General features: G+C 61.9%; 29 protein-coding genes and 1 tRNA gene. 19 read left to right on the top strand and 11 right to left on the bottom strand.

The window, feature by feature from the left end:
- Positions 1-149: 149 nt before the first annotated feature.
- The 5 genes from D5400_RS19615 (at position 150) to D5400_RS19595 (ending at position 4,376) form a co-directional block, all read left to right on the top strand.
- Positions 150-893, top strand: coding sequence for an N-acyl amino acid synthase FeeM domain-containing protein (locus tag D5400_RS19615; protein ID WP_126011929.1), 744 nt, complete (start codon positions 150-152; stop codon positions 891-893).
- A gap of 130 nt (positions 894-1,023) precedes the next feature.
- A complete protein-coding gene (locus D5400_RS19610; protein WP_126011927.1) occupies positions 1,024-1,248 on the top strand; it encodes an aa3-type cytochrome c oxidase subunit IV in 225 nt (74 codons plus the stop codon).
- Between the two features lie 101 nt (positions 1,249-1,349).
- The gene (locus D5400_RS19605) at positions 1,350-2,549 is read left to right on the top strand and encodes a Re/Si-specific NAD(P)(+) transhydrogenase subunit alpha (protein WP_126011925.1); all 1,200 of its coding nucleotides are present in this window, start codon (positions 1,350-1,352) and stop codon (positions 2,547-2,549) included.
- Between the two features lies 1 nt (position 2,550).
- The gene (locus D5400_RS19600) at positions 2,551-2,964 is read left to right on the top strand and encodes an NAD(P) transhydrogenase subunit alpha part 2 (RefSeq protein WP_126011923.1); all 414 of its coding nucleotides are present in this window, start codon (positions 2,551-2,553) and stop codon (positions 2,962-2,964) included.
- An 11-nt stretch (positions 2,965-2,975) separates the two neighbouring features.
- A complete protein-coding gene (locus tag D5400_RS19595; protein ID WP_126011921.1) occupies positions 2,976-4,376 on the top strand; it encodes an NAD(P)(+) transhydrogenase (Re/Si-specific) subunit beta in 1,401 nt (466 codons plus the stop codon).
- A gap of 107 nt (positions 4,377-4,483) precedes the next feature.
- Here D5400_RS19595 and D5400_RS19590 read toward each other — a convergent pair whose 3' ends face one another.
- A complete protein-coding gene (locus D5400_RS19590) occupies positions 4,484-5,341 on the bottom strand; it encodes a tetratricopeptide repeat protein (protein ID WP_425364892.1) in 858 nt (285 codons plus the stop codon).
- A 177-nt stretch (positions 5,342-5,518) separates the two neighbouring features.
- Positions 5,519-5,809 carry a 30S ribosomal protein S21 gene (rpsU, locus tag D5400_RS19585; protein ID WP_342635451.1) on the bottom strand — a complete coding sequence of 97 codons (291 nt, stop codon included), beginning with the start codon at positions 5,807-5,809 and terminating at the stop codon, positions 5,519-5,521.
- Positions 5,810-6,081: 272 nt separating this feature from the next.
- Between rpsU and D5400_RS19580 the strand changes: the two genes are divergently transcribed.
- From D5400_RS19580 to D5400_RS19565, 4 genes are read left to right on the top strand one after another with little or no spacing between them, the layout of a single operon-like run.
- On the top strand, positions 6,082-7,335 hold the full coding sequence (locus tag D5400_RS19580) for a sarcosine oxidase subunit beta family protein (RefSeq protein ID WP_126011917.1): 1,254 nt from the start codon (positions 6,082-6,084) through the stop codon (positions 7,333-7,335).
- Positions 7,336-7,356: 21 nt separating this feature from the next.
- Positions 7,357-7,680, top strand: coding sequence for a sarcosine oxidase subunit delta (locus tag D5400_RS19575; RefSeq protein ID WP_126011915.1), 324 nt, complete (start codon positions 7,357-7,359; stop codon positions 7,678-7,680).
- Positions 7,677-10,694: a sarcosine oxidase subunit alpha gene (locus D5400_RS19570; protein ID WP_126011913.1), complete on the top strand. Its 3,018-nt coding sequence runs from the start codon at positions 7,677-7,679 to the stop codon at positions 10,692-10,694. Before D5400_RS19575 ends, D5400_RS19570 begins: the two co-directional genes overlap by 4 nt.
- The gene (locus tag D5400_RS19565; protein WP_126011911.1) at positions 10,687-11,259 is read left to right on the top strand and encodes a sarcosine oxidase subunit gamma; all 573 of its coding nucleotides are present in this window, start codon (positions 10,687-10,689) and stop codon (positions 11,257-11,259) included. The genes D5400_RS19570 and D5400_RS19565 overlap by 8 nt, the downstream gene beginning before the upstream one ends.
- A 5-nt stretch (positions 11,260-11,264) precedes the next feature.
- On the opposite strand, the gene D5400_RS19560 is transcribed toward D5400_RS19565, so the two are convergent.
- Together D5400_RS19560 and D5400_RS19555 are read right to left on the bottom strand one after the other, a co-directional pair.
- Complete coding sequence (locus tag D5400_RS19560) at positions 11,265-11,753, bottom strand: MaoC family dehydratase (RefSeq protein ID WP_126013627.1); 489 nt, start codon at positions 11,751-11,753, stop codon at positions 11,265-11,267.
- Between the two features lie 10 nt (positions 11,754-11,763).
- Positions 11,764-12,513 (bottom strand): IclR family transcriptional regulator, encoded by a 750-nt coding sequence (locus D5400_RS19555; protein WP_164527967.1) that lies wholly within the window; start codon positions 12,511-12,513, stop codon positions 11,764-11,766.
- A gap of 141 nt (positions 12,514-12,654) precedes the next feature.
- Here D5400_RS19555 and D5400_RS19550 point away from each other — a divergent pair, with 141 nt between their 5' ends.
- The 6 genes from D5400_RS19550 to D5400_RS21320 all read left to right on the top strand — a co-directional run bounded on the left by D5400_RS19550 (position 12,655) and on the right by D5400_RS21320 (position 17,909).
- Positions 12,655-13,410, top strand: a complete 756-nt coding sequence (locus D5400_RS19550) for an ABC transporter ATP-binding protein (protein WP_126011907.1) — start codon at positions 12,655-12,657, stop codon at positions 13,408-13,410.
- On the top strand, positions 13,403-14,152 hold the full coding sequence (locus D5400_RS19545; RefSeq protein WP_126011905.1) for an ABC transporter ATP-binding protein: 750 nt from the start codon (positions 13,403-13,405) through the stop codon (positions 14,150-14,152). Before D5400_RS19550 ends, D5400_RS19545 begins: the two co-directional genes overlap by 8 nt.
- A 48-nt stretch (positions 14,153-14,200) precedes the next feature.
- Positions 14,201-15,415 (top strand): ABC transporter substrate-binding protein, encoded by a 1,215-nt coding sequence (locus D5400_RS19540; RefSeq protein ID WP_126011903.1) that lies wholly within the window; start codon positions 14,201-14,203, stop codon positions 15,413-15,415.
- Positions 15,416-15,557: 142 nt separating this feature from the next.
- On the top strand, positions 15,558-16,445 hold the full coding sequence (locus tag D5400_RS19535; protein ID WP_126013624.1) for a branched-chain amino acid ABC transporter permease: 888 nt from the start codon (positions 15,558-15,560) through the stop codon (positions 16,443-16,445).
- A gap of 61 nt (positions 16,446-16,506) precedes the next feature.
- Positions 16,507-17,436 (top strand): branched-chain amino acid ABC transporter permease, encoded by a 930-nt coding sequence (locus D5400_RS19530; protein WP_425364939.1) that lies wholly within the window; start codon positions 16,507-16,509, stop codon positions 17,434-17,436.
- 296 nt (positions 17,437-17,732) lie between these two features.
- Entirely contained in the window at positions 17,733-17,909 is a 177-nt protein-coding gene (locus tag D5400_RS21320; RefSeq protein WP_164527966.1) for a hypothetical protein, read from the top strand.
- 110 nt (positions 17,910-18,019) lie between these two features.
- On the opposite strand, the gene D5400_RS19525 is transcribed toward D5400_RS21320, so the two are convergent.
- Both D5400_RS19525 and D5400_RS19520 read right to left on the bottom strand, forming a co-directional pair.
- The gene (locus D5400_RS19525; RefSeq protein WP_164527965.1) at positions 18,020-18,298 is read right to left on the bottom strand and encodes a DUF982 domain-containing protein; all 279 of its coding nucleotides are present in this window, start codon (positions 18,296-18,298) and stop codon (positions 18,020-18,022) included.
- Positions 18,279-18,596, bottom strand: a complete 318-nt coding sequence (locus tag D5400_RS19520) for a DUF982 domain-containing protein (protein ID WP_126011897.1) — start codon at positions 18,594-18,596, stop codon at positions 18,279-18,281. The genes D5400_RS19525 and D5400_RS19520 overlap by 20 nt, the downstream gene beginning before the upstream one ends.
- Before the next feature lie 232 nt (positions 18,597-18,828).
- Here D5400_RS19520 and D5400_RS19515 point away from each other — a divergent pair, with 232 nt between their 5' ends.
- The gene (locus D5400_RS19515; RefSeq protein ID WP_126011895.1) at positions 18,829-19,200 is read left to right on the top strand and encodes a PRC-barrel domain-containing protein; all 372 of its coding nucleotides are present in this window, start codon (positions 18,829-18,831) and stop codon (positions 19,198-19,200) included.
- Positions 19,201-19,766: 566 nt separating this feature from the next.
- Here D5400_RS19515 and D5400_RS19510 read toward each other — a convergent pair.
- Both D5400_RS19510 and cpdR read right to left on the bottom strand, forming a co-directional pair.
- Positions 19,767-19,841 (bottom strand) — tRNA-Val (locus D5400_RS19510).
- A 93-nt stretch (positions 19,842-19,934) separates the two neighbouring features.
- A complete protein-coding gene (gene cpdR, locus D5400_RS19505) occupies positions 19,935-20,294 on the bottom strand; it encodes a cell cycle two-component system response regulator CpdR (RefSeq protein ID WP_126011893.1) in 360 nt (119 codons plus the stop codon).
- Between the two features lie 304 nt (positions 20,295-20,598).
- Between cpdR and D5400_RS19500 the strand changes: the two genes are divergently transcribed.
- Both D5400_RS19500 and hisN read left to right on the top strand, forming a co-directional pair.
- A complete protein-coding gene (locus D5400_RS19500) occupies positions 20,599-21,441 on the top strand; it encodes an N-formylglutamate amidohydrolase (protein WP_126011891.1) in 843 nt (280 codons plus the stop codon).
- A gap of 270 nt (positions 21,442-21,711) precedes the next feature.
- On the top strand, positions 21,712-22,491 hold the full coding sequence (hisN, locus tag D5400_RS19495; protein WP_126011889.1) for a histidinol-phosphatase: 780 nt from the start codon (positions 21,712-21,714) through the stop codon (positions 22,489-22,491).
- On the opposite strand, the gene D5400_RS19490 is transcribed toward hisN, so the two are convergent.
- A complete protein-coding gene (locus D5400_RS19490; protein WP_126011887.1) occupies positions 22,481-23,467 on the bottom strand; it encodes an alpha/beta fold hydrolase in 987 nt (328 codons plus the stop codon). The two genes, hisN and D5400_RS19490, sit on opposite strands and share 11 nt — an antisense overlap.
- Before the next feature lie 463 nt (positions 23,468-23,930).
- Here D5400_RS19490 and D5400_RS19485 point away from each other — a divergent pair, with 463 nt between their 5' ends.
- Positions 23,931-24,392, top strand: a complete 462-nt coding sequence (locus D5400_RS19485; RefSeq protein ID WP_126011885.1) for an Hsp20 family protein — start codon at positions 23,931-23,933, stop codon at positions 24,390-24,392.
- A gap of 77 nt (positions 24,393-24,469) precedes the next feature.
- Here the strand turns inward: D5400_RS19485 and D5400_RS19480 are convergent, their stop codons facing one another.
- Together D5400_RS19480 and D5400_RS19475 are read right to left on the bottom strand one after the other, a co-directional pair.
- A complete protein-coding gene (locus D5400_RS19480; RefSeq protein ID WP_126011883.1) occupies positions 24,470-24,913 on the bottom strand; it encodes a DoxX family protein in 444 nt (147 codons plus the stop codon).
- 101 nt (positions 24,914-25,014) lie between these two features.
- Positions 25,015-26,064, bottom strand: a complete 1,050-nt coding sequence (locus D5400_RS19475) for a threonine aldolase family protein (protein ID WP_126011881.1) — start codon at positions 26,062-26,064, stop codon at positions 25,015-25,017.
- Positions 26,065-26,245: the final 181 nt, after the last annotated feature.

Here is a 26,245-nt window from a genome sequence, read left to right as displayed (position 1 = left end):
GAGGATCGCTCACCGCCCGGTTCCCGGAGCCGCGTGATCCCGCCCGTTAACCATAATCTTTAAGCCTAGGCCCCAAAGCACTACTTAGCGTTGCCAGTCCGCGCATTTTGATTAAGATTTTATTTAAAGGCGGATCGTGCGAGGGCAACATGGCCGAAGACTTCCAGACACGGATGCGGCTGGCGGAACAATACCTGCAACTTATGGACGAGATCGAGTATCGCCGGGTTGATACGGCAGAAGATCTCGAGGATGTCGGGATGCTGCGCGCCAAAGCTTACCGCGCACATAAGGTGATGGACCGAAAAGGGCCGATCATTGATGAAATCGATCATCACAGCCACGCTCATGTCTTTGCCATTTACTATCGGGAACAGATGATTTCGACCATTCGACTTCATCATGTGGTTTCGGAGCATCGCTACGGCACCTCGGTCGATATCTTTCCGGACATCCTCAACCCGCTGCTCGACCAGGGCATGTCCTTCATCGATCCGGTGCGCCATGCCAGTGATCCCGAATTGATGGGCGAGTTGCCGCTGCCGTTCCTGACCCTGCGGCTTGGCGCGATGGCGACCGAGTACTTCAACACCAATTACTGCCTCGCACCCGTGAAACGGGCGCACTACGCTTTCTACCGACGCTATTTTGGCGCGACGCAGCTGGCTGAAGAGCGGATGCACGAAGGCATTCTCTATCCAGTCGGCCTGTTTGCCGGTCGCCTGGTCACCAGCAACACGCGTCTCATGGATCGCTATCCCTATTTCCGCTCGACACCGCGCGAGCGGGAGCTGCTGTTCGCGCCTGCCGAGCAGCTCGGCGTGACGCCTCTGACGGTACGTCCGACCGCGCGGTTTGCGCTGGCCGAAGCGCGCAGAAGCGCCGCCGCCTGAGTTCATTTGCCGGATGATCGCCTGCTCCTGCCCCGCTTGCCGAAGGCGGGGAAGGGGCCGCATGGCGCATTGCTCTTCGATCACGCATTGTGTATGCCGTGCCCAATAAGCCTGATGGAGAGTTAGACCCATGTCCGAAGAAAAGTCCGGCCCGCTCGAAATGGGCGCCGAGATGGATTACTCCGAGCACGATCGCACCTATGCGTTTTTCCTGTCAGCCACCAAATGGGGCACCGTCTTCTGTGTGGCGCTTCTCATTGCCATGGCCTTCGGCTTCTTCACCACGGCCGGCTTCTTCTCAGCCACGATACTCTTCATCGTCCTGAACATCGGCGCGTTTTTCCTGCTGCGCTAGGTTGGGTCGCCATGGCTGCCCATAAGGGCGGCGCTATTTGAGCGTGCGAACGCACCGGCGGGACCGTGGGTGCATCGTGCGCGGTCGAGAGGGAGGTTTGAGTGGCCAAGCTGCTGTTTATCGCGAAGGAAAAGGCACCCGGCGAAAGCCGCGTCGCCGGCTCGCCTGATACCGTTAAGAAACTGGTCGCCGCCGGCCTCGAAGTCGTTGTCGAAGCCGATGCCGGCAGCCAGTCGCGCATTCCGGATGCAGAGTTCGAAAAGGCTGGCGCGACGATCGGCACCGCTGCCGATGCCGCGCGCGCCGATGTCGTCTTGAAGGTGCGCCGCCCTGATGCGGAAGAAGCCGCCGGCTACAAGTCCGGCGCCATCGTCATCGCCATCATGGACCCTTACGGCCACAATGACCTGATCGCCGATCTCGGCTCCAAGGGCCTCACCACCTTCGCTATGGAACTGATGCCGCGCATCACCCGTGCGCAGTCGATGGACGTCCTGTCGTCGCAGGCGAACCTTGCCGGCTATCAGGCCGTCATCGATGCGGCTGCCGCCTTCGACCGCGCCATGCCGATGATGATGACCGCCGCCGGCACCGTGCCGGCCGCCAAGGTCTTCGTCATGGGGGCAGGGGTTGCCGGTCTTCAGGCGATCGCAACCGCCAAGCGTCTCGGAGCGGCCGTTTCGGCAACCGACGTGCGCCCGGCGTCCAAGGAGCAGGTCGCATCGCTCGGCGGCAAGTTCATCGCCGTCGAAGACGAAGAGTTCAAGGCGGCCGAAACCGCCGGCGGGTACGCCAAGGAAATGTCCAAGGAGTACCAGGCGAAGCAGGCGGCGCTCGTTGCCGATCACATCGCCAAGCAGGATATCGTCATTACCACGGCGCTGATTCCGGGTCGTCCGGCGCCACGTCTCGTGACGGCCGACATGATCGCTTCGATGCGGCCGGGTTCGATCCTGGTCGATCTCGCGGTCGAGCGCGGCGGCAACGTCGAGGGCGCGGTTGCAGGTGAAGTCGTCGACAAGAACGGCGTGCGCATCATCGGCTACAACAACGTGCCGGGCCGCATCGCAGCCAGCGCATCGCTGCTCTACGCCAAGAACCTTCTCACGTTCCTCCAGACGATGATCAAGGATGGCGACATCGCGATCAATTTCGACGATGAGCTCGTGAAGGCCACCGCGCTGACGCATGGTGGCAAGGTTATTCATCCGAATTTCGGTGGCGGCACGCCAGCGCCCACGCCGGCACCACCACCGCAGGCAACCGAGGCGGTTGCCGCGACGAACAAGGGAGACGCTTGATATGGCCACTCCAGCACTCGAACAGGCGCTCGACGATCTCGACCGGGCCGCTCAGAGCGTGCGCGATGCGGCCGGCTCCGGCATCCTCGACGCTGCGGGCGCCGCAGCGCACGGTGCGACCGCCGGCGCGATCGATCCCTTCGTCTTCCAGCTCGCCGTTTTCCTTCTCGCGATCTTCGTCGGCTACTACGTCGTCTGGTCGGTGACGCCTGCGCTTCACACGCCCCTGATGTCCGTCACCAACGCGATCTCGTCGGTCATCGTCGTCGGTGCACTGCTCGCAGTCGGCATTTCCACCAGCGGCATCGCCACGGGCTTTGGCTTCGTTGCGCTGATCCTGGCATCGGTCAACATCTTCGGCGGCTTCCTCGTCACCCAGCGCATGCTGGCCATGTACAAGAAAAAAGAGAAGTGAGGGGCTGATCCATGTCTGAGAGTTTCGCAGCCGTCCTCTATCTCGTGTCCGCAGTGCTGTTCATCCTGGCACTGCGCGGCCTTTCCCATCCGACGACCAGCCGCCAAGGCAACACATTCGGCATAGTGGGCATGGGTCTCGCCATCCTGACCACGCTCGTTTTGGCAGCGCCGTCCTTCGGTGGCTTCATGCTGATCGTGCTCGGCCTCGCCATCGGCGGTGGTGCCGGCGCCGTGATCGCCCAGCGCATTCCGATGACGGCGATGCCGCAGCTCGTTGCCGCCTTCCACTCGCTGGTCGGTCTCGCAGCCGTTCTCGTCGCTGCCGCAGCACTATACGCGCCGGAATCCTTCGGCATCGGCCTCGTCGGCTCGATCGGTGCAACCGCGCTGATTGAAATGTCGCTCGGCGTCGCCATCGGTGCGATCACCTTCACCGGCTCGATCATCGCCTTCCTGAAGCTCGACGGCCGCATGTCCGGTAAGCCGATCATGCTGCCCGGGCGTCACGTCATCAATGCCGGTCTCGCCGCGACGATCCTGATCCTGATCGCGATCCTGGTCGGCACGGAAAGCCATTTCGTCTTCTGGCTGATCGTCATCGCGTCGCTGGCGCTCGGCGTGCTCATCATCATCCCGATCGGCGGCGCAGACATGCCCGTCGTCGTGTCGATGCTGAACTCCTATTCGGGCTGGGCCGCAGCCGGCATCGGCTTCACGCTCGGCAACCTCGCCCTGATCGTGACCGGTGCTCTCGTCGGCTCCTCGGGTGCGATCCTGTCATATATCATGTGTAAGGGCATGAACCGATCCTTCGTGTCGGTCATTCTCGGTGGCTTCGGCGGCGAACAGGTTGCCGGCGCTGCCGACGACATCGACCGTACCATCAAGCAGGGCTCGGCAGACGATGCCGCCTTCCTGATGGCGAATGCCGGCAAGGTCATCATCGTGCCCGGCTACGGCATGGCGGTGGCACAGGCACAGCACGCGCTGCGCGAACTGGCCGACTCGCTGAAGGAAAAAGGCGTCGAGGTAAAGTACGCGATCCACCCGGTCGCCGGCCGCATGCCCGGGCATATGAACGTGCTCCTGGCCGAAGCCAACGTCCCGTATGACGAAGTCTTCGAACTCGAGGATATCAACTCGGAATTCGCCCAGGCGGACGTCGCTTACGTCATCGGCGCGAACGACGTGACCAACCCGGCTGCGCGCGACGACCCGTCGTCGCCGATCTTCGGCATGCCGATCCTCGACGTGGACAAGGCCAAGACCTGCCTCTTCGTCAAGCGCTCGCTCGGCTCCGGCTATGCCGGCATCGACAACACGCTGTTCTACAAGGATGGCACGATGATGCTCCTGGCCGATGCCAAGAAGATGACGGAAGACATCGTCAAGGCACTGCACGAACACTGAGCCGCCAGCCGGCTGAACCAATGAAAAAGGCCCGCCCGGAGATGTCCGGGCGGGCCTTTTTCATTCTCTCGAAGAGCAAGCTGCGAGGCTGCAGCCTGGGAGCTGCGTCAGATGCCCCGCGTCCGGCTGAGGCCGTCCTTTGCCGGCTGATAGTTCGGGTCGAGCTGGGCGGCGCGCGCGTAGGAACGGGCGGCTCGATCGTTCTCGCCACGCTGTTCGTAGATCAGCGCCTGGTTGGCCCAAGACTCCGCAACGTTCTCGTCGAGCTGGATCGCACGGTTGAAGTCCGTGAAGGCGTTGTCCTGGTCGCCGACTGCGAAATAGGACAGGCCGCGACCGTTATAGGGCTCCGGCGAGCGCGGCGAGATCGAGATCGATCGCGAGAAGTCCTCGATCGCTTCGACATGGTTGCCGCGGCGCTGCTGGATGAGCCCGCGATTGTGATAGGCGCGGGCGTCGGTGGAGTTGAGCTGAATGGCGCGGTTATAGTCCGCATAGGCTTCGTTAAGCATGCCAGCCTGGCGGTAGATGTTGCCGCGCCCGACATAGGCGGCGTCGTAATTCGGGTTGATCTGGACCGCAGCATTGTAGTCGGCGATGGCCTGTTCGCGATTGCCGAGGTTGCGGTGGATGAGCGCCCGGTTGGCATAGGCCTGGTAGAAGCGCGGATTGAGTGCGAGCGCCTGGTCGAAATCGGCGATGGCCAGTTCGAACTGCCCACCGCGGCCATAGGCTGAGCCGCGCACATTGTACGCTTCAGGATCGCGCGGATTGTTCTGGATGACCTGGGTGAGCGACGCGATGTTCTGCTCGCTGCCCTGGGCGGCGTCGAGCCGGATCATATCCGCGTTCGGCATGCCGGCCGACTGGCAGCTTGCAAGGACGATTGCGCTGAGGAGCGTGCCGGCAAGCGCAGCCCGACGACGCGCGGTGCGGGATTGGAGCGAAAATGATGCGATGGCCAATGTCAGGATCCCTTGTCGATCGATAGAGCCGGCAATCGAATCGCCGCGTTCATCAGCTAGCGAAGAAGCCCGGCAACATTACGGTCTGCTGGCAAAAAGAAAAGGCGGGTGCGAAGTTTCGCGCCCGCCCATCAAAATCTCTATCCCGGCAGAAAGATCCGGGCGTGCCGAAGCACCTTATCCGCGTGTCGGAGCGGCGCGGCCGCCGAGCAGGCCTTCGCGCTGAGCGCGCTTGCGAGCAAGCTTGCGCACGCGGCGAACGGCTTCGGCCTTTTCGCGAGCACGCTTCTGCGACGGCTTCTCATAGAAGTCGCGCATCTTCATTTCACGGAAGATGCCTTCGCGCTGCATCTTCTTCTTCAGCGCTCGCAGCGCCTGATCAACATTGTTATCGCGGACAAGAACCTGCACGTTAATCCCGTTCCTTCGTTCTAATTCGGTGGCTGACGATACTGCACGTCGTCGCATGACATTTCGTTCGCGCAGCGAGCCACCGAACGATCGGCGTGGTAACTAGCAGAAAGGATTTCGGTCGTCCAGTTGGAAAAGCACCGAAATGCAGGCGTTCCGTCACTTTTCACGGAGCACGGCGCGGGCCATGCCTGCCATGAATTTGCACGATCGGCCATCTAGCTCTACGCGTCGTTGAAGGTCGCAAAACGACCATTGTCGATCTTTTCAATTTGACATGGCTTGGATAGGTCCAGTGCTTACGATGCGCCACAGGCCGGGGAGCATGCATGCGCAAATATTCCATCTTCGCGATCGCCCGAGAAGCCATGCGTGGCCACAAGGGTTGGGACAAGCAGTGGTCGTCGCCCGAGCCGCGTTCGTCCTATGACATCGTGATCGTGGGTGCCGGCGGGCATGGTCTGGGTACGGCCTATTACCTAGCCAAGGAACACGGCTTCAAGAACATCGCCGTGATCGAGAAGGGCTGGCTCGGCGGCGGCAATACCGGCCGCAACACCACCATCATCCGCTCCAACTATCTCTATGACGAAAGCGCGGGCCTCTATAACCATGCGCTGAACCTGTGGGAGAACCTGTCGCAGGAGCTGAACTACAACGTCATGTATTCTGCCCGCGGCGTCATGATGCTGCAGCACAATGTGCATGACGTGCAGTCGGCCAAGCGCCACATCCATGCCAACCGGCTGAACGGCATCGACAATGAATGGCTCGAGCCCGATGCGGCAAAGGCTTTCTGCCCTCCGCTCAATATCTCAAGCAATGCGCGCTATCCCGTCATGGGCGCCGCCCTGCAGCGCCGCGGCGGCGTTGCCCGGCACGATGCAGTCGCCTGGGGCTATGCGCGCGCCGCAGCCGATATGGGTGTCCACATCATCCAGAATTGCGAAGTGACGGGCATCCGTCGCGGCGCGAACGGAGACGTGACCGGCGTCGACACCGCGCGCGGCTTCATCGGAGCCAAGAAGATCGGTGTCGTTGCCGCCGGCCATACTTCGGTGCTGATGGATATGGCCGGCATCCGCATGCCGCTCGAAAGCTTCCCGCTGCAGGCACTGGTGTCGGAACCGGTGAAGCCGATCTTCCCATGCGTCGTCATGTCGAACACGGTGCATGCCTACATTTCCCAGTCCGACAAGGGCGAACTGGTGATCGGGGCCGGGACCGACCAGTACACGTCCTATTCCCAGACCGGCGGTCTACACATCATCCAGCACACGCTGGATGCGATCTGCGAGATGTTCCCGATCTTCAGCCGCATGAAGATGCTGCGCTCCTGGGGCGGTATCGTGGATGTTACGCCGGACCGCTCGCCGATCCTCGCCAAGACGCCGGTCAAGGGTCTCTACGTCAATTGCGGCTGGGGTACGGGTGGCTTCAAGGCTACGCCGGGCTCTGCCCATGTGTTCGCCCACACGATCGCCAACGATGCGCCGCACAAGATCAACGAGGGCTTCACGCTGGAGCGGTTCCGCACCGGCCGGCTGATCGACGAGGCCGCCGCGGCGGCTGTCGCGCACTGAGACGAGAGGCCTGAGACAGAAATGCTGCTGATCCGCTGCCCCTATTGCGACGAAGACCGCCCGGAAATCGAGTTCCGCCATGCCGGCGAGGCCCATATCGTGCGCGCGGACAAGATGGCCGATCTCACGCCCGAGGAGTTCGAGCGCTATTTCTTTCTGCGCGACAACCGAAAGGGCGACGTCTATGAGCGCTGGCGCCACATTCATGGCTGCGGGCGCTTCTTCAATGCCGTGCGCAACACGGTGACCGATCGCTTTCTCATGACCTACAAGGCCGGCGAGCCGCGGCCCGCGCTTCCCGATCCGCAGGCGCAAGCAGCAGCCACGGAAGGAAGCGGCCAATGAGCGGCAACGCGTATCAGGGCGGCGCAAACCGCCTACCGGGAAAGGGGCGCTTGACGCCCGCCAAGACCGTGCGCTTTTCCTTCGATGGCCGTATGCTGACGGGGCTCGAGGGCGATACACTCGCTTCCGCACTCATCGCTAACGGCATCCACCTCATGGGCCGGTCGTTCAAATATCACCGCCCGCGCGGTGTGCTCTCGGCCGGCGCCGAAGAGCCGAACGCGCTGATGCAGGTGTCGCGCGATTCGGCGCGCTATCAGCCGAACGTCCGAGCCTCGGTGCAGGAAATCTTCGACGGACTCAGGGCCTCCTCGCAGAACCGCTATCCATCGCTCGCCTTCGATGTCGGCGCCATCAATGACGCGCTGTCGCCGCTCTTTTCGGCCGGATTTTACTACAAGACCTTCATGTGGCCGCGTGCTGCCTGGAACAAGCTGTACGAGCCGGTCATCCGCCGGGCAGCTGGCCTCGGTGAGTCACCGAAAGAGGCCGATCCCGACCATTACGCGCAGCGCTATGCCCATTGCGATGTCCTCGTCGTGGGCGGCGGATTGGCAGGCCTGTCGGCAGCGCTTGCGGCGGCCGAGTCGGGCGCAAGTGTCATCATCTGCGACGAGCAGCCCGAAATGGGCGGCGCTTTCCATTTCGACACCAGTATCGCCGTCAACGGCGACACCGGCTTCGACTGGGCGCAGAAAACCGCAGCCCGTCTCGCCTTCATGGACAATGTCCGGGTTCTGACGCGCACGACGGCGTTTGGATATTACGCACAGAACTTCGTCGGCCTGACCGAGCGCGTGACCGACCATCTTGCGCTTCCATCGCCGGACCAGCCGCGCGAACGGCTCTGGCAGGTCCGCGCCAAGCGCGTGGTGTTGGCGACGGGCGCCATCGAGCGGCACATGGTCTTTCCGGGCAACGACCGCCCGGGCATCATGCTGGCTTCGGCGGCTCGCACCTTCCTCAACCATTACGGCGTCGCCATCGGAGCGAAGGTGGCCGTCTACACGGCTTGCGACAGCGCCTATGCGGCAGCCTTTGATTTGCAGGATGCGGGCATTCGCATCCCTGTTATCGTCGAAGCGCGCGACAGGCCGGGCGGATCGCTTCTGGAAGAGGCTCGCACGCGCGGTATCGAGGTTCTGACCCGCCATGCAATTGCCTCGACCAAGGGCAGGCTGCGCGTCTCGTCCATCGCGGTCGTTCCGGCCGGCGCATCGGGCAAGGGCCGCGATATCGAGGTGGACGCGCTGATGACGTCCGCCGGCTGGACGCCATCGGTGCATCTTTTCTCGCAGTCTCGCGGCAAGGTGGCCTGGGATGCGGAAAGCGGCCGGTTCCTGCCGGGCGTCAATGCGCAAGACTGCGTGTCGATCGGCGCTTGTGCCGGGACCGACGATCCCGTGGCGCTCGTCGAACAGGCTGTGGAGGCCGGTCTTGATGCCGCCAACGGAGCCGGCTCGGAAATGTCGGGACGTCCGGTCATCGATATCGATCATGAAGGCATCGATGCCGGCTCTTGGTCGGCAGGCCTCGTTGGCGCCGTCGGTGCGCCCGAGTCCGGCAAGGCCTTCGTCGATTTCCAGAACGACGTGACTGCCAAGGATATCCGGCTCGCGGTGCGTGAGGGCATGCATTCGATCGAGCACGTCAAGCGCTTCACCACCAACGGCATGGCGACCGACCAGGGCAAGACGTCCAACATGCACGGCCTTGCGATCGCCGCCGAGACGCTCGGCAAGCCGATCCCGCAAGTGGGCCTGACGACGTTCCGCGCGCCCTATACGCCGGTGACGTTCGGAACGATCGTCGGCCAGAGCCGGGGCGTGCTGTTCGACCCGGCAAGAAAGACGCCGCTGCACGGATGCTTGGTCACGAACGGGGCCGTCTTCGAGGATGTCGGCCAGTGGAAGCGCGCCTGGTACCTGCCGCGCGCCGGCGAAACCATGCTCGCCGCCGTCTCGCGTGAATGCCGAACGGTGCGCGAGACTGCTGGCCTGTTCGATGCCTCCACGCTGGGCAAGATCGAGGTGGTCGGCCCGGATGCGGCAGCCTTCCTCAACCTTCTCTACACCAACGCTTGGGACAAGCTGGAGCCCGGCCGGTGCAAATACGGCATCATGCTGCGCGAAGACGGCTTCATCTACGATGACGGCGTGGTCGGCCGCCTTGCCGCCGACCGCTTCCACGTCACGACGACCACCGGTGGTGCGCCGCGCGTTCTTCACCACATGGAGGACTATCTCCAGACAGAGTTCCCGCATCTCGATGTCTGGCTGACCTCCATCACCGAGCAATGGGCCGTCATCGCCGTGCAGGGGCCCCAGGCCCACGACATCATCGCGCCGTTTGTCGACGGCATCGACATATCCGATGAGGCCATGCCGCACATGTCGGTACGCGAGGGCAAAATCTGTGGCGTTCCGACCCGGCTCTTCCGCATGTCGTTTACCGGCGAGCGCGGCTTCGAGATCAACGTCCCTGCCGATTACGGGCAGTCGGTGTTCGAGGCCCTGTGGGAGCGCGCCGAGGCGATGGGCGCTTGCCTCTACGGCACCGAGGCGATGCATGTGCTGCGGGCCGAGAAGGGATACATCATCGTCGGCCAGGATACCGATGGCACCGTGACGCCCGACGATGCGGGTCTCAACTGGGCAGTGGCGAAGAAAAAACCCGATTTCGTGGGCATCGCTGGTCTGAAACGCTTCGACCTGCAACGGCCGGATCGCAAGCAACTCGTGGGGCTGAAGACGAAGGACCCGACCCTCGTGCTGGAAGAGGGGGCGCAGATCGTCGCCGATCCGAACGAGAAGATTCCGATGACGATGATCGGGCACGTCACCTCGTCCTACTGGTCGGAAAATTGCGGCCGATCGATCGCCATGGGCGTCGTCGCCGGTGGCCGCAACCGGATGGGCGACACGCTTTACGTGCCGATGCCCGACAGGACGATCGAGGTTGAAGTCACCGACACCGTGTTCTTCGACAAGCAGGGAGAACGGCTCAATGGATAGCCCCGTCGGCGTCGAACGCCTCCATCCCTTGCACGGCCGGCGCGGCGGTGGAGCCGCCGTCGGACTGACGCCGGCGCAAGCGGCGGTGCGGATTTCGCTGCGCGCCAAACCTGACGCGGTCGCAGCACTGTCCGGCAGCCTCGGCCTCGATCTGCCGGCGCGGCCGAAAACGGCCGTGGTCAACGCAGACGGCACGCGCTCGGCGCTCTGGCTCGGGCCGGACGAATGGCTGGTCATCGACGACGGCGAACATGGCGGCTCTGCCGATCTCGTGAAAGCGCTCGCCGAAACCGGGGCTCTGCATTCTGCCGTCGATGTCTCTCATCGCCAGACAGCGATCATGGTCACCGGCGAGGCGGCTGCCGAAACGCTTGCAGCTGGTTGTCCGCAGGATCTGTCGCTGAAGGCGTTTCCGGTCAATGCCTGCTCGCGCACCGTGCTCGGCAAGATCGAAATCGTGCTCTGGCGCATGGCCGACGACATGTTCCGCGTCGAGTGCTGGCGCTCCTATTCCGACTATGCCTTCGCTTTCTTGAGTGAAGCTGCGCGGGACGCGAAGGCCTGAAAGACCTATCCGAGCGCGTCCAAGGCGGCCGGATCCATCTGAATGAGTGTCAGCCAGTCGGCGGTGAGCGCCGGCTTCGTCTCGCCCTCGATCTCTACCGTTACCTGGTAGCGCAGCATCATCATCTGCTGGCCGCGCCGGCGTGCTTCTGACAGCACGAAGCGGCCGCGGATGCGCTTGCCGGCCTTCACAGGCGCCATGAAGCGCAATTTCTCGAAGCCGTAATTCACGCTGAGTTGCTGGTCCTCGACGGCCGGAATGCAGTCGTAATTCATCGCCGAGAGCAGCGAGACGGTGAGAAAGCCATGCGCGATCGTGCCGCCGAACGGTCCTTCTGCCGCCGCGCGCTCCGGGTCCACATGGATGAACTGGTGGTCGTTCGTCGCTGCGGCGAAGCGGTCGATCATGGGCTGGTCGACCGTGATCCAGTCGGACAGTCCAATCTCCGTTCCGACCTGAGCGACGAGATCTTCGAGCGAAATCGTCGTGGCCAGTTCGCTGGTGTCAGTGGTCGGCATTTTCCATGATCCGTTGCATGCGCTCGGCGGCAGCGCGCAGTTTGGCCGCTAGCTCCTCGCGCTGATAATCCATGCGGTAGAGCGGCCCGGCGATCGCAAGGCCGAACCGCCGCGTTCCATGCACCAATGGCACGCCGATGCCCATGACATCGGGCGTGAATTCCGCACGGTCTTCGGTCCATCCGCGCGCCACGGCGGCGTCCAGTTCTTCCATCAGCTTGCCGGCATCGGTGAAGGTCGTGGCCTGATGGCGTACGAAATCGACCTGCTCCAGGATGCGCGCCCGCTCCTGCGGGTCGTAGGAGGTGAGAATCGCCTTGCCGGTGGAGGTCGTATAGAGCGGGCGCCGCTCGCCGCAGCGGGCGAAATACCGGATGGGCGACGCCGCTTCGACCACGTCGATATAGAGCACCTCGGCGCCCTGCCTGGAAGCGAGCAGCACCGTTTCGCCGGCTGACCGCGCCAGATCCTCCATTTCGCCGTGGATGCGCTGAAGGAAGACATCGCCTTCCATGATCGATGTCGCGATTTCATGGAGCCGTGGCGTTGGATAGTATCCACCGCGCTGCCGGGTCTCGTAAATCAGCCCGCGGGCGAGCAGCGTCTCTATCAGATTAAACACGCTGGATTTTGGCATGCCGAGCTCGTCGGCGATGATCGTCAGTGTCAGCGGACGCTTGTCGCGCGCGAAAAGCTCGAAAAGATCGAGTGCATTGTCCACCTGTCGCACACGCATGCGATCCCTCCCAAATCCCATCTTGTTCATATACGTGAACTTTCTTCTTGCCAATTGAAATCCGTTGACAGGGCGAATCCGCTTCAATAGCGTTGAAGTCGAGGGCAGGGAGGCTCTCGGCCGGAACCGTGTGGGAGGAACATGACGGAAGCCGCCATTCTGTCCGCGCGCGGACTCACCAAGGAATTCAAGGGATTCGTTGCGGTCAACAATGTCGACCTCGACGTGCGTCGCGGGTCGATCCATGCATTGATCGGGCCGAACGGAGCAGGCAAGACGACCTGCTTCAATCTGCTGACGAAATTCCTGCAGCCGACATCGGGCGCGATTACCTACAATGGTCGCGACATTACGGGCCTGTCCTCAGCCGATATTGCACGGCTCGGTCTGGTGCGTTCGTTCCAGATTTCAGCAGTGTTCCCGAACTTGACGGTTCTGGAAAATGTTCGCATCGCCCTGCAGCGGCGGCGCGGCGATTCCTACGATTTCTGGCGCTCCGAAACGGTGCTGCGCGAATATGACGATGAAGCGCGCTCGCACATCGCCGATGTGGGTCTGACCGCATTCACCGACGAACGCGCTGGCGAACTGTCCTACGGCCGCAAGCGCGCGCTCGAAATCGCGACGACGCTGGCGCTCAATCCAGAAATGCTGCTTCTCGACGAGCCGATGGCCGGCATGACGCAGGAAGACGTGGAGCGGATTTCAGCGCTGATCCGCCGGATCGCCACGAACCGCACGATCCTGATGGTCGAGCACAATCTGTCGGTCGTCGCCAACCTTTCGGATCACATCACCGTTCTGGCGCGCGGCGAGGTGCTGGCGCAGGGCGATTACGCCACGGTTTCCAAGGATCCCAAGGTCATCGACGCCTATATCGGAGCCGGACATGGTTGAGCCAACGACGATGGAAAGGCCGGTCGCGCCGGCGGCGCCGGTGAAGCCGTTGCTCGAGGTCAAGAACCTGCAGGGCTGGTACGGCGAAAGCCATGTCCTCCACGGCATCAACTTTGCCGTTGGAGAGGGCGAAGTCATCACGCTGCTCGGCCGCAATGGCGCCGGCAAGACCACCACGATGAAAGCCGTGATGGGCATTCTGGCGAAGCGCACCGGGTCGGTGACCTTCGAAGGCAATGAACTGATCAAGCTGCCGGCCCGCAAGATCGCCAAGGCGGGCATCGCCTATTGCCCGGAAGAACGCGGCATCTTTTCCAGCCTCTCGGTGCAGGAAAACCTGATGCTGCCGCCGAAAGTGCGCGAGGGCGGTCTGTCGCTCGACACGATCTTCGAACTCTTCCCCAACCTGAAGGAACGTCTGTCCAGCCAGGGCACGAAGCTTTCGGGTGGGGAGCAGCAGATGCTCGCAATCGCGCGTATCCTGCGAACAGGTGCCAAGACGCTGCTTCTGGACGAGCCGACGGAGGGGCTCGCGCCGGTAATCGTGCAGCAGATCGGACGTACCATCGCAAAGCTGAAGAGCCAGGGCTTCACCATCGTTCTTGTGGAGCAGAATTTCCGGTTCGCCGCTTCGGTCGCGGACCGGCACTACATCGTCGAGCAGGGTCGTGTGGTGGACACGATCCAAAACGCCGAACTCGACGCCAACATCGACAAACTGCATCGCTATCTCGGCGTTTAGAATGCAATCGGCACGAAAAAACGTGCCTTTCTCGGGAGGAGAACTGCAATGATGAAAAAACTCGCACTGGCCACGTCGGCATTCGCCATGCTGGCCGCAACGCCGGGCCTCGCCCAGGACGTGAGCGTAAAGCTCGGCGTTCTAAATGACCGCTCCGGCGTCTATGCCGACCTGTCGGGCGAAGGCTCGGTCATCGCCGCGCAGATGGCGGTCGAGGATTTCGGTGCCGAGGAGAAGGGCATCACGGTCGAGATCGTTTCGGCCGACCACCAGAACAAGCCGGACGTCGCATCCAACATTGCGCGCCAGTGGTACAGCGAAGAAGATGTCGACGCGATCTTCGACGTGCCGACCTCGTCGGCCGCGCTCGCCGTGCATGAGATCACCCGCGAGATGGACAAGATCTTCATGAACTCCGGCGCCGCCACGTCGGATCTGACCGGCTCGGCCTGCTCGCCAAACACCGTTCACTGGACCTATGACACCTGGGCGCTGGCCAACGGCACCGGCGGCGCGATGGTGGAGCAGGGCGGCGACAGCTGGTTCTTCATCACCGCCGACTACGCGTTTGGCCATGCGCTCGAGCGCGACACGACGGCCTTCGTCGAAAAGTCCGGCGGCACGGTCGTCGGCTCGGTGCGTCACCCGTTCCCGGGCAGCGACTTCTCGTCGTTCCTGCTGCAGGCTCAGGCGTCCGGCGCCAAGGTCGTCGGCCTTGCCAATGCCGGTGGCGATACGATCAACGCCGTGAAGCAGGCGTCCGAGTTCGGCATCACCCAGGCTGGCCAGTCGCTTGCCGGTCTGCTCGTGTTCCTCACCGACGTGCATTCGCTCGGCCTGCAGACCGCCCAAGGCCTCGTCCTGACGGAAAGCTTCTACTGGGATCTGAACGACCAGACGCGCGAATGGTCGGCCCGCTTCGAGGAACAGGCAGGCGACAAGCCGACGATGGTTCAGGCCGGCGTTTATGGCTCGGTGCTGCACTACCTCAAGGCTGTCGAAGCAACCGGCACGGATGAAACCGCAGCCGTCATGGAATGGATGAAGGCGAACCCGACCGACGACCCGCTCTTCGGTCAGGGCGAAATCCGCGAAGACGGTCGCAAGATCCACGACATGTATCTGTTCCGCGTCAAGGCGCCCGACCAGTCGGAAGGTCCGTGGGATTACTACGAGCTGCTTGAGACCATCCCGGCCGACCAGGCATTCCGCCCGCTCGCCGATGGCGGTTGCTCGCTCGTCGAGGAAGCTGCCGCGCAGTAACAGCGCTTAAGGCATGAACCGCGTCGCCTTCGGGCGTCGCGGTCACCTTGAAGCGTTTCCAGGTGAACCGGATACCGGTTCACCGTTCGGAGACGCGCCAAATCTCAAGACCGACCGTCTTCATATCTGGAACCAGCCAGCCATGTTCGAGCTTTTGGGCATACCGCCGCAGGCACTTTTCGGGCAGCTTCTGCTCGGCCTGATCAACGGATCCTTCTACGCCATGCTGAGCCTTGGCCTGGCGGTGATCTTCGGCCTGTTGAACATCATCAACTTCACTCACGGCGCGCAGTACATGATGGGCGCCTTCGTGACCTGGATGCTGCTGACCTATTTCGGCATCAACTACTGGGCCGCCCTCATCTTGGTGCCGCTGATCGTCGGCGCGTCCGGCATCGTCATCGAACGGCTGATGATCTCGAGGCTCTACCATCTCGACCATCTCTACGGCCTGCTTCTGACCTTCGGCCTCGCGCTCATCATCCAGGGCCTCTTCCGCAATCAGTACGGCGTGTCAGGCATACCCTATGCGGCGCCTGAGCTTCTGCAGGGCGGGCATAATCTCGGCTTCATGTATCTGCCGAATTCCCGCCTCTGGGTCATTGTCGCCTCTCTCGTCGTCTGCCTCGGCACCTGGTTCATGATCGAGAAGACGAAGCTTGGCGCTTATCTGCGTGCCGCGACGGAAAACCCGACGCTTGTCGGCGCGTTCGGCATCAACGTGCCGCGCATGATCACGCTTACCTACGGCTTCGGCGTGGGCCTTGCCGCGCTCGCCGGCGTGCTCGCCGCACCGATCTATTCGGTCAATCCGAACATGGGCGAGCAGCTGATCATCGTCGTCTTCGCCGTCGTCGTCATCGGCGGCATGGGCTCGATCCTCGGTGCCATCATCACGGGGTTCGGCCTCGGGCTGGTGGAGGGTCTCACCCGGGTCTTCTACCCGGAAGGCTCCGCCGTCGTGATCTTCGTCATCATGGCCATCGTTCTGCTCGTTAAGCCGGCAGGCCTCTTCGGAAGGACCGCCTGACATGACCACGACCGATACCGATACCGTCAGCCACGTCGTTGCGCAGCCGCGCGACAAGACCATGGGCATGCCGCGCCATCACATGATGATCTTCATCGCGCTGTTCGCCGCGATGCTGGTGGCGCCCTTTGTGCTCTACCCCGTCTTCCTCATGAAGGTGATGTGCTTCGCGCTCTTCGCGGCTGCTTTCAACCTGCTGCTGGGCTTTGGCGGTCTCTTGTCCTTCGGCCACGCCGCCTATTTCGGCATGGCGAGTTATGTCTCCGCCCACGCCGCAAAGGTCTGGGGGCTGACACCCGAGCTCGCGATCCTTTCGGGTACGCTGGTGGCAATGGTGCTGGGTGCTGCGATCGGCTCGCTCGCCATCCGCCGCCAGGGCATCTATTTCGCCATGGTCACGCTTGCCTTCGCGCAGATGGTCTACTTCTTCGCCCTGCAGGCGCCGTTCACCGGGGGTGAGGATGGCATCCAGGCCGTGCCGCGCGGCGATCTCTTCGGCATTCTGAGCACGCGCCCCGACCGCACTTTCTATTATGTCGTTCTGGCCATCACCTTTGGCGGTGTGCTCGCGATCTATCGCATCATCCATTCGCCGTTCGGACAGGTGCTGAAGGCGATCCGTGAGAACGAGCCGCGCTCCATCTCGCTCGGCTATCACGTCAATCGCTACAAGCTGGCAGTCTTCGTCATCTCCGCAACCTTCGCCGGCATGGCAGGCGCCACAAAGGCGCTCGTGTTCCAGCTTGCGTCGCTGACCGACGTCTACTGGACGATGTCCGGCGAGGTCGTTCTAATGACGCTGCTCGGTGGAATGGGCACGGTGTTTGGGCCGCTGCTCGGCGCCGGCATTATCGTTGCCATGCAGAACTACTTCGCTTCGTTCGGCGCCTGGGTGCTGATCATGCAGGGCATCATCTTCGTGCTGGCGGTGCTTCTATTTAGAGAAGGAATCATTGGCGTGCTGGCACGCTGGATCAAGAAACCGCTCTGAGCGAACCCTTTCATCCATCGCTTATCGTGTAACACCGGCGTCCCCATGGGCGCCGGTGTTACATTTCTGCGACATCGATCTTGGATTGCAAACTTCCTCTCCCGAAATGCCGGGATGGTTGGAACCTCGTAACGATTTGATGGTTGAATTTCCGTGGCTGCGGCCACAGAAGCAAGTCCTGCCGCGAACCGGTCGGAGCAAAAAGTCCCCATCTGCCACGGCAGGTCCAGGGCAGGGTTTGCTTGATAAACATCGTCCAGATTCCCGAGATCAACCACTCGAACGAGAACAACAAAATGTCCGCAAGCCACACCAGCGAAAATGTCGCTCAGAGCCTTCGTCCGGTCGTCATGGTCGTCGTCGCTGCAAAGATCATCATCGCATCGTTCCTTTTCGCCAATGTCGCTGGCGTGATCCCGACGCCGGCAACTGCCTACGAGAACACTGCCGTTCATCTCGTCGAACCGAACTGAGCGAAATAGCCTCGGCTCCGATAGCCGGGATGATGTGAAGCTGAAGATGCGCCGGCCTGAAGTGATGCCGGCGCAATTGTCTAGAGAGAGTTTCGGAACGATCCGACTCTTCAAGCCGCCGTCGTCAATTCATCGACCTGCGGCGAATTCTGCACCAGCAAGCCGGCATGCAGCATGAAGTCTTCGAAGGCGGCACGCGCGGCCGCCGTCTGGGCGCCACCACTCATACCAGCCCGACATGCCTTGTGTGCCGCCGTATGGCGCTTGTCTTTGCGCCAGCCCGGCATGGCCTCCAGGTAGGAGAGTGCGGCTGCAGGGCTCTTGATGGCCTGGATGAAGCCGAGGCCGGCAAAGACGTGCACGGTGTGATCAAAGCTGGACGATGCCATCGAAGGCTCCTTTGGATGCGCGGGCTGCCGCCGCGATGTCGTGATGTTTGGCGGGTTTGGTTGAGGTCGTTGCGCCGATCGTTCGCGCGGCGGCAAGAAATGCCTCGCGCGCTTTCGTGGCGGGAACGAAGCCATCGATTGCATCGCGGCAGGCCTGAACCGCTCGGCGATATGTGGAATGCGTCGTGATGGGCCAGCCGCCCATCAGGCATTCCAGCGCCTCGAAGGCGCTGTCGACTCGGCGTGGTGGCCGGCCGGGTAGGGTGACCCAAACGGGCGAAAACGGACGAGCACTCATTTCTCGTACAGCTCCTGTCAGATGGGTTGGGCGCCCTTGTTGCGCCCGCGGAGCTTTGAAAACGAGGAGCGGCTCGCAGTGTTCCACCGGTCGATGACGTTTCCTGAGAACGAACATCGCCACGACATGAGCGAAGGCTGACCCGCACGGTGAGCGTTGCAATCGGCTGGAAGATGTGGAACCGATTTGGGCGGCGCGGGTTATTCGGCCAGTTCCAACACGGAGTACCATAATGAAAAAGACCGCTTCACTCGTCGCCCTCTCGATGTTCGGCTTTGTCGCCGCCGCTTCGGCTCAGGCTCCGGCCGGCTTGATCGAAATCGAATCCGACAGCCAGATGGTCAGCGAGTTCAATCTGACGGTCGAGCAGCTGGAAGACATGAACATCCTGGACGCAGCTGGCGAGACGATCGGCGAAGTCGAAGAAGTGCTTGGCACCGATGACGGTACGCCGACGGCATTTTCGGCTGAAGTTGGCGGCTTCCTGGGCGTCGGTGACACCGATGTCGTCATCCCGTTCGATCAGGTCACGCTCAATGGCGACAACCTTCAGGTCGACATGACACAGGAACAGGTTGAAGCTCTGGATCGTTGGGAAGACTAATCTTTCCACAGAGCGTCTGATTTCAGGCCCGTATCCGAAAGGATGCGGGCCTCTTTGTGGGAAATAGGCCCGGAAATCCCGTGGGTCGCGGCTGTTGGGGCTGGGGGGCCTGAATAACGAACCGCGACCCTGGCCCCGGTTGAGACAAGGGGCCAACAGCCTTGTATCCAGCGCTGCGCTCCACCGCACCTATCAAATATCGCAGATTGCTCTTAACGCCGCGCCAACCACACGGCGCGATTCGACCGTTTGATCGGTGGAGCTGCGCGTGACCACCGGGGGCGGTTGGTCACGCGCAGCTCCCGTCCTCCCCAGAAGGACGTCAGGTCAACGTAAAGCACTGATCGGGTGTTAGAAACGGACCTCAGTCCAAGCATCGACCGGCGAACGTCTACCTCTTCCGGCCCCAAGGAATGACCGGGCGGATTGACCCCAAACCCTTGGCAGTAGGCAGGGCTCTGGCGGTTCGCGACGACGACCAATGACATGAGGCAGAAACAAGCAGCGCCCGAGGTCGGTGGACCGGTCGTGCGCTGCTTGAATTGAAGCTAAGTGCTTGAAAAGGATGGTGGGCGTGACAGGGATTGAACCTGTGACCCCTACGATGTCAACGTAGTGCTCTCCCGCTGAGCTACACGCCCATCCGTGGAGCGGCATAGACCATAAATGGCTTTGCCGCGTCAATAGTGTCGAAAGCGAAATTACCTGCTTTTCGAAAGGGCCTGGAACGGGCCTCAGGCAGCCTCGAGCATCTTGTGGATTTCATCCACCAGATCGCGCAGATGGAAGGGTTTGGACAGAACCTTGGCATCTTTCGGTGCGTTGGAATCCGGGTTCAGCGCCACGGCGGCAAAGCCGGTGATGAACATGACCTTCAGGTCCGGGTCGAGTTCCGTCGCACGACGGGCGAGCTCGATGCCGTCCATCTCGGGCATCACGATGTCCGTCAAGAGCAGCGAAAACGGCTCTTCGCGCAACCGGTCATAGGCGCTGGCGCCATTGTCGAAGGCGCGGACCTCATAGCCGGCCTTTTCCAGCGCCTTCACCAGGAAGCGGCGCATGTCATTGTCGTCTTCGGCAAGAAGAATCTTCATTCTCTGTCGTCCTGAAATGTCGTCGTCGGCTGTCATAAAGCGCGCACCTCTCGCTGCCACAGAAACAACACTTGCGTAAACATCCGGTGAAAGCCGAATAAGGAGCGCGCTCGACTCAGGCAGGTACAAGCCTATTTTTATGGGCTATGGACACGGGTTGAGGCAACTGGCAACATGATTTGGGCCGTCGAATTCAAGGGATGCGGGGCTTTTTCGCATCGCTTCCACCATCTCGATCGACAAGCAACGGAGTGCAGGCGAATTGGCAGCGCTGGTGTTTGATTCTGAGCCATTCGAGGTCCGGATGGCGCCCCGCCAGACAACCCCTCTCGTCTTCAACTCGCCCCACAGCGGGCGAATCTATCCCGCTTCCTTCCTTGCCCAGTCGCGGCTCGACGCGCGCCGCATCCGCAAATCAGAAGATTTCTACGTCGATGAATTGTTCGCCCATGCGGTCCCGGCCGGTGCGCCGATGCTGGTCGCCCACTTTCCGCGCGCCTATCTCGACGTCAATCGCGAACCTTACGAACTCGATCCGCGCATGTTCGAGGGAGCGTTGCCGCCCTTCGCCAATATCTCGTCGACGCGGGTTGCCGGCGGTCTCGGCACGATTCCTCGTTTGGTGGCCGAAAATGTCGAGATATACAGCCATCGTCTGCCGGTCGCCGAAGCGCTGGAGCGCATCGAGGGCATTTACCGCCCCTATCATGCGTGCCTGCGCCGGCTGATCGCGCGCACTCGCGTGACCTATGGCATGGCTGTGCTGGTCGATTGTCACTCGATGCCGGCGAGCGTGCGCTCTCCCGCTTCACCGGTGAGGCCGGACTTCATCATCGGCGACCGCTACGGCACCAGCGCATCGCAGGACCTGACCCGCTCGGCCGCCCTGATTCTGCAGGAAATGGGTTATGCGGTGACCCGCAACAAACCCTATGCGGGCGGGTTCATCACCGAACATTACGGCCGGCCGGCGCATGGCCTCCATGCCTTGCAGATCGAGGTCAATCGCGGGCTTTATTTTGACGAGGAGCGGCTCGAGAAGAAGCCGGGCTTCGACCGGCTGCACGCCGATCTGACAGATTTCATCGATGCGTTGATCGCGCTTGTCGAAAGCGACATGCTGGAAGTGCCGCTCGCCGCCGAATAGCTCGGAGCGTTTCCAGGTGAAGTGGATAGCGGTTCACCGTTGGACAACGCGACAAATCAAAGAGCCGGAGCTATTGCTCCAGTCCATAAAAAAACCGCGCCCGTTGGGACGCGGTAGAAGTCTAGGGAGGAAACGCCCAAATGGGCATTGCAGCGAACTGCACCTCGAAGCTATTGTTGCGTCGCACAAAAGTCAATCGATTAGATTGATGGGTCTTCGCAGTTGCAATAAATCTATGAGCAGTGTTGTCCGTCAGTCATAGTGGAATTCATGGCCTTACCCGATCTCGATTTCTTGCGCCGACTGGCAGCTGCGGCGGCTGAACAGACGCTGCCGAGATTCCGCCAGAATGGGGCCGTCGAGACCAAGGGTGCCGGTCTGTTCGATCCGGTGACCGAGGCCGACAAGGCAGCCGAGACGGCGATCCGCGACCTGATCATGCAGGCCTATCCCGATCATGGCATTCTGGGCGAAGAGCACGGCAGCCATGGCACCGATCGGGAATACCTATGGGTCATCGACCCCATCGACGGCACCCGTGCGTTCATTTCAGGTCTTCCCGTCTGGGGAACGCTGATCGGCCTCTATCATAACGGCCGCGCCGTGATGGGGCTGATGGACCAGCCGTTCATCGGCGAAACCTTTGTCGCCGGTCATGGCGAATCCCGATATTTCGGCCGATCGGCAGGGCAGGAAGCACTCAAGGTGCGCGCCTGCGAAACGCTTGCCGACGCCACGCTATTCACGACGTCGCCGAAGATCTTCTCCGATGCCCATGTCGGCCGTTATGAGCGTGTGGAACAGTCCGTGCGGCTCGCCCGCTATGGCTGCGATTGCTACGCCTATGCGCTATTGGCCAGCGGCCATGCGGATATCGTCGTCGAATCGGACCTCAAGCCCTACGATATCGCGGCGCTGATCCCGATCATCGAGAATGCCGGCGGTGTGATCACCACCTGGGATGGCGGTCGGCCCGAAGGCGGGGGCGACATCGTGGCTTGTGGCAGCAGGCGTGTGCACGAAGAGGCGCTGGCGCTCCTCAAGAACTGATCGACAGCGCGTTCTGTTCGCCTTCAGCATCTGCGCCCGGCAGGAAGGCCTTGATCGCGGCCAGTGTCGGTTCCCGGTAAATATCGCTTTCCTGAAACAGCTCGTGGCGCGCCTGGTCGATCGTGATTACCCGCCCGGCGCGAAACAGCGTTCCAAGCTTTTCGATGGCCCGCAGCGGAACGATCTGGTCGCCGCCTGCTGCCAGGACAAGCGTCGGTATCTGGATTGCCGCAAGATGGTCCTGATGTCGAACGACATCGATCCGGCCGAGCGCTTCGCTGATCCAGCGGGCCGTCGGGCTCGAGGGCGAGAGCAGAGGCGCCGAGCCGAAGATCGCCTGGTTGCGCCGGAAGCGCCGCTCGTCATGGGTAAGGCGGTTGTCCTCAAAGGGCTGATTGTGCCGGTTACGGGCAACGATCATGCGCTTCAGCCCAACCCGGCTCATGACATTCGTCAGAAGGCGCACCCCGCGCTGCCCCAGCCTCTGGCCGCCAAGCGCAATGAACGGCGCGCAGAGCACCATGCGCTCGATCCGTGTCGTCAACCGCGGTGCGGCTGCAAGTGCGACAAGGGCACCGGCCGAATGCGCCACGAGGAAGAACGGCAGCCGCGCATCCGGCAGCACCACTTGGGTCAGGAAATCTTCAAGATCGTGTTCGTAGTCGACGAACCGCTCCACGTAGCCGGCGCTGTGGTTGGGCAAGAGCCGCTCGGAGCCGCCCTGGCCGCGCCAATCGAACGTCGCCACCCAGAGGCCGGTCTTCAGAAGGTCGGAGATCGTCTCGTAATATTTCTCGATGCACTCGTTGCGGCCATGAGCGAGCACGATCGTGCCCTTGGCGCGCGGGGCGTCGGATTTGAAGAGTGCGTAGCGCAAGGATTTGCCATCCCGCGTGCGGAAATGACCGGCAACATGGCGGTTGCCGGTCGGATCGGGGAACGGGTTGTTTGGGGTCTGATAAAGAATATCTTGCATCACGCAGCGCCGGCTTCAAAGCAGGCACTTAGCATCGAACCTGTCTGCCCACAAAGAACGGTGATGCGAAAAAAGAGACCGGAGGCGCGAGAGCGATATGTGGGTTTCGCGCGCCTCCGGCCGATGGCTGAAGGGAAGGGACGTTACACTCCAGCCAGTCAGGATTTCTTTGTCCCGACGCTGGCCAATATGGTCCAGTGCATCTGAACGCGATCCGAACCTGACATTCATCTCGCATTCATGTGCCTAACGACCGAGGGGCCGGTCTATTCCCTGCAGAGATGAGAACTGCATTCTGCGGGTGCGGGCACCTCTTGAACGGCGAATGCGCGTTTCCCATCTTCTTTTTGCGGACGCCAGAACGGGTCCGCTGGTCTCTTCAAGCCTTTCGCCGCCAAGCGGGAACAGGTGTGAGGCCAGACAATCGATCAGACGAACAAGTCGCTTCAAGGAGGACTTTAAAATGCGTCATGTAGACTTCTCCCCCCTCTATCGCTCGACCGTTGGCTTCGACCGCCTGTTCACCATGCTGGACAGCCTTGCGCAGCCGGACCAGGGCCAGACCTACCCGCCCTACAATATCGAGCGTACCGGCGATAACGCCTACCGCATCACCATGGCGGTCGCAGGCTTCAGTGAAGACGAACTGTCGATCGAAGCGCGCGAGCACACGCTGACCGTCAAGGGCGAAAAGGCCGATGATGCCAGCGATGCCGGCGAATTCCTCTATCGTGGCATTGCCAAGCGCGCCTTCGAGCGCCGCTTCCAGCTTGCCGATCACGTCGAGGTTCGCGGCGCTTCGCTGAAGAACGGCCTGCTGCACATCGATCTTCTGCGCGAGATCCCCGAGACAATGAAGCCGCGCCGGATCTCCATCCAGGCGAGCCCGACGAGCGCAAAGCAGATCGAGGCGCAAACCGCCTAATCCGCTAGAGCCATTCGAGTGGCTTAATGGAACGGCGCCCCTTGCGGGCGCCGTTTTTCGTTACAGACGCCGAATGCTTAGAACTGGCGGCCGATCTTCGCGTCGACAGACTGGGCGTTGCCGCCGCGGATGACGAAGAAGAGCATCATCGCAGCCCACAGGATCGACTTTTCGGCACCGGAATAGCCTTCAGCCTGCACAACCCAATGGAAGTAGGTCGTGACGCAGAGGACGATGAAGCAGCCAAATGCTGCTGGGCGCGTCAAAAGGCCAATGGCGAGAAGGATGCCGCCGAAGAATTCCGTACCCGCCAGCAGCGGCGACCAGAGCGCTCCCGGCACGAAGCCGAGGCTCTCCACCATCCCCACCGAGCCGAACGGATTGGTGATCTTGGGCCAGCCATGTGTCACCATCGCAAGGCCTGCGACGAGGCGCAGAACCGTTTCGGCAGTGGTGGAGAGGCCCGAATAGAGCGGACGCAGTGCGGGTATGATGAGGTTCTGCTGGTCTGGCTGAGCCATGTGATGTCGATCCTTGCCCTTGTCGTTATTGACCTCCCGCGCGGGAGATAGAGCAGGATCGCCAGATCGCAAACAGCCAGATCGCAAACAGCCAGAGAAGATCAGGCGACGAGTTCGAGGAAACCGTCCACGTCTTCATCGCGGGTCGCGAAGCTGGTGACGAGGCGGGTCAATACCTCGTCCTCCGCGATCATGCCGTTCAACGCGCGCGGTGGCGTCCAATCGTAAAACGCGGCGCCTTTTGCGCGTGCGGCCTCGGCATCCGCCTTGCGAACGATGGCGAAGACCTCGTTCGTCTGCGACGTCCAGCCCGCACGCGCGCGGTTCGATGATTTCAGCCCGTCCTGCAGGCGGGCGGCCATGGCATTCGAATGCCGCGCGAGATCGAGCCAGAGATCGTCCTCGAAATAGCCGTGGAACTGCGCCGCGATAAAGCGGCTCTTGGAAAAGAGCTGCGCTGCGCGCTTGCGGATAAAGGGCAGGTCGCGCGCCTTTTCGGGATCCATGAAAACGAGCGCTTCTGCGCACCAGCAACCGTTCTTCGTCGCGCCGAAGGAGAGGACGTCGACGCCGCGCTTCCAGGTCATTTCCGCCGGCGTGACGTCGAGTTCGACCAGCGCATTGGCAAACCGGGCGCCATCCATGTGGAGGGGCAGGGCGTGCGCCTTCGCGATCTCAGCGATCGCATCGATTTCCTCGGGCGCATAGACCGTCCCGATCTCGGTCGCCTGGGTGATCGAGATCGCCATGGGCTGGCCGGCATGGACGAAGCCGGGTGGGAAGCGCTTCAACTCGGAGCGCAGCTCGTCCGGGTCGATCTTGCCGTTCCCGCCGTCGACCGGCACCAGTCGCGCGCCATGGGTGAAGAATTCCGGCGCCCCACATTCATCCTCGATCACATGCGCCTCGCGGTGGCAGAAGGAGACGCCGCCTGGCCGGTTGACGCTCGCCAGCGCCAGCGAATTGGCCGCTGTGCCCGTGCCGACGAAGAACACCGCCACCTCACGCTCGAACACCTCGTTGAACTTCGCCTCGATCTCCTTGTCGAGGTCGCTTGCCCCGTAGGATGCGGCAAAGCCGTCGGAGTTGCGGTGCAAAGCTTCAGCGATGCGCGGGTGGACACCCGCCCAGTTGTCGGAACTGAAAATCATGGGCTGAGCTACCTTTGCGGACAGTGACGATCATCTTGGCGAGCAGCCTTAAGGTGAGATGGCGAGTGCGGCAACACGGAGGCACGCAAAAGCGCTTTCTGTCCGCGAGACATGCCTGTGCGACATAAAGTTTCACGCAAGTCGGCGGACTGGCAAGGAATTGTCGCCATGCGTCATTATT

The organism is Georhizobium profundi (genome assembly GCF_003952725.1).
Taxonomy (GTDB): domain Bacteria; phylum Pseudomonadota; class Alphaproteobacteria; order Rhizobiales; family Rhizobiaceae; genus Georhizobium; species Georhizobium profundi.
Note: the sequence above shows the minus strand (reverse complement) of the source record. Positions and strands in the feature narration are given on the sequence as shown.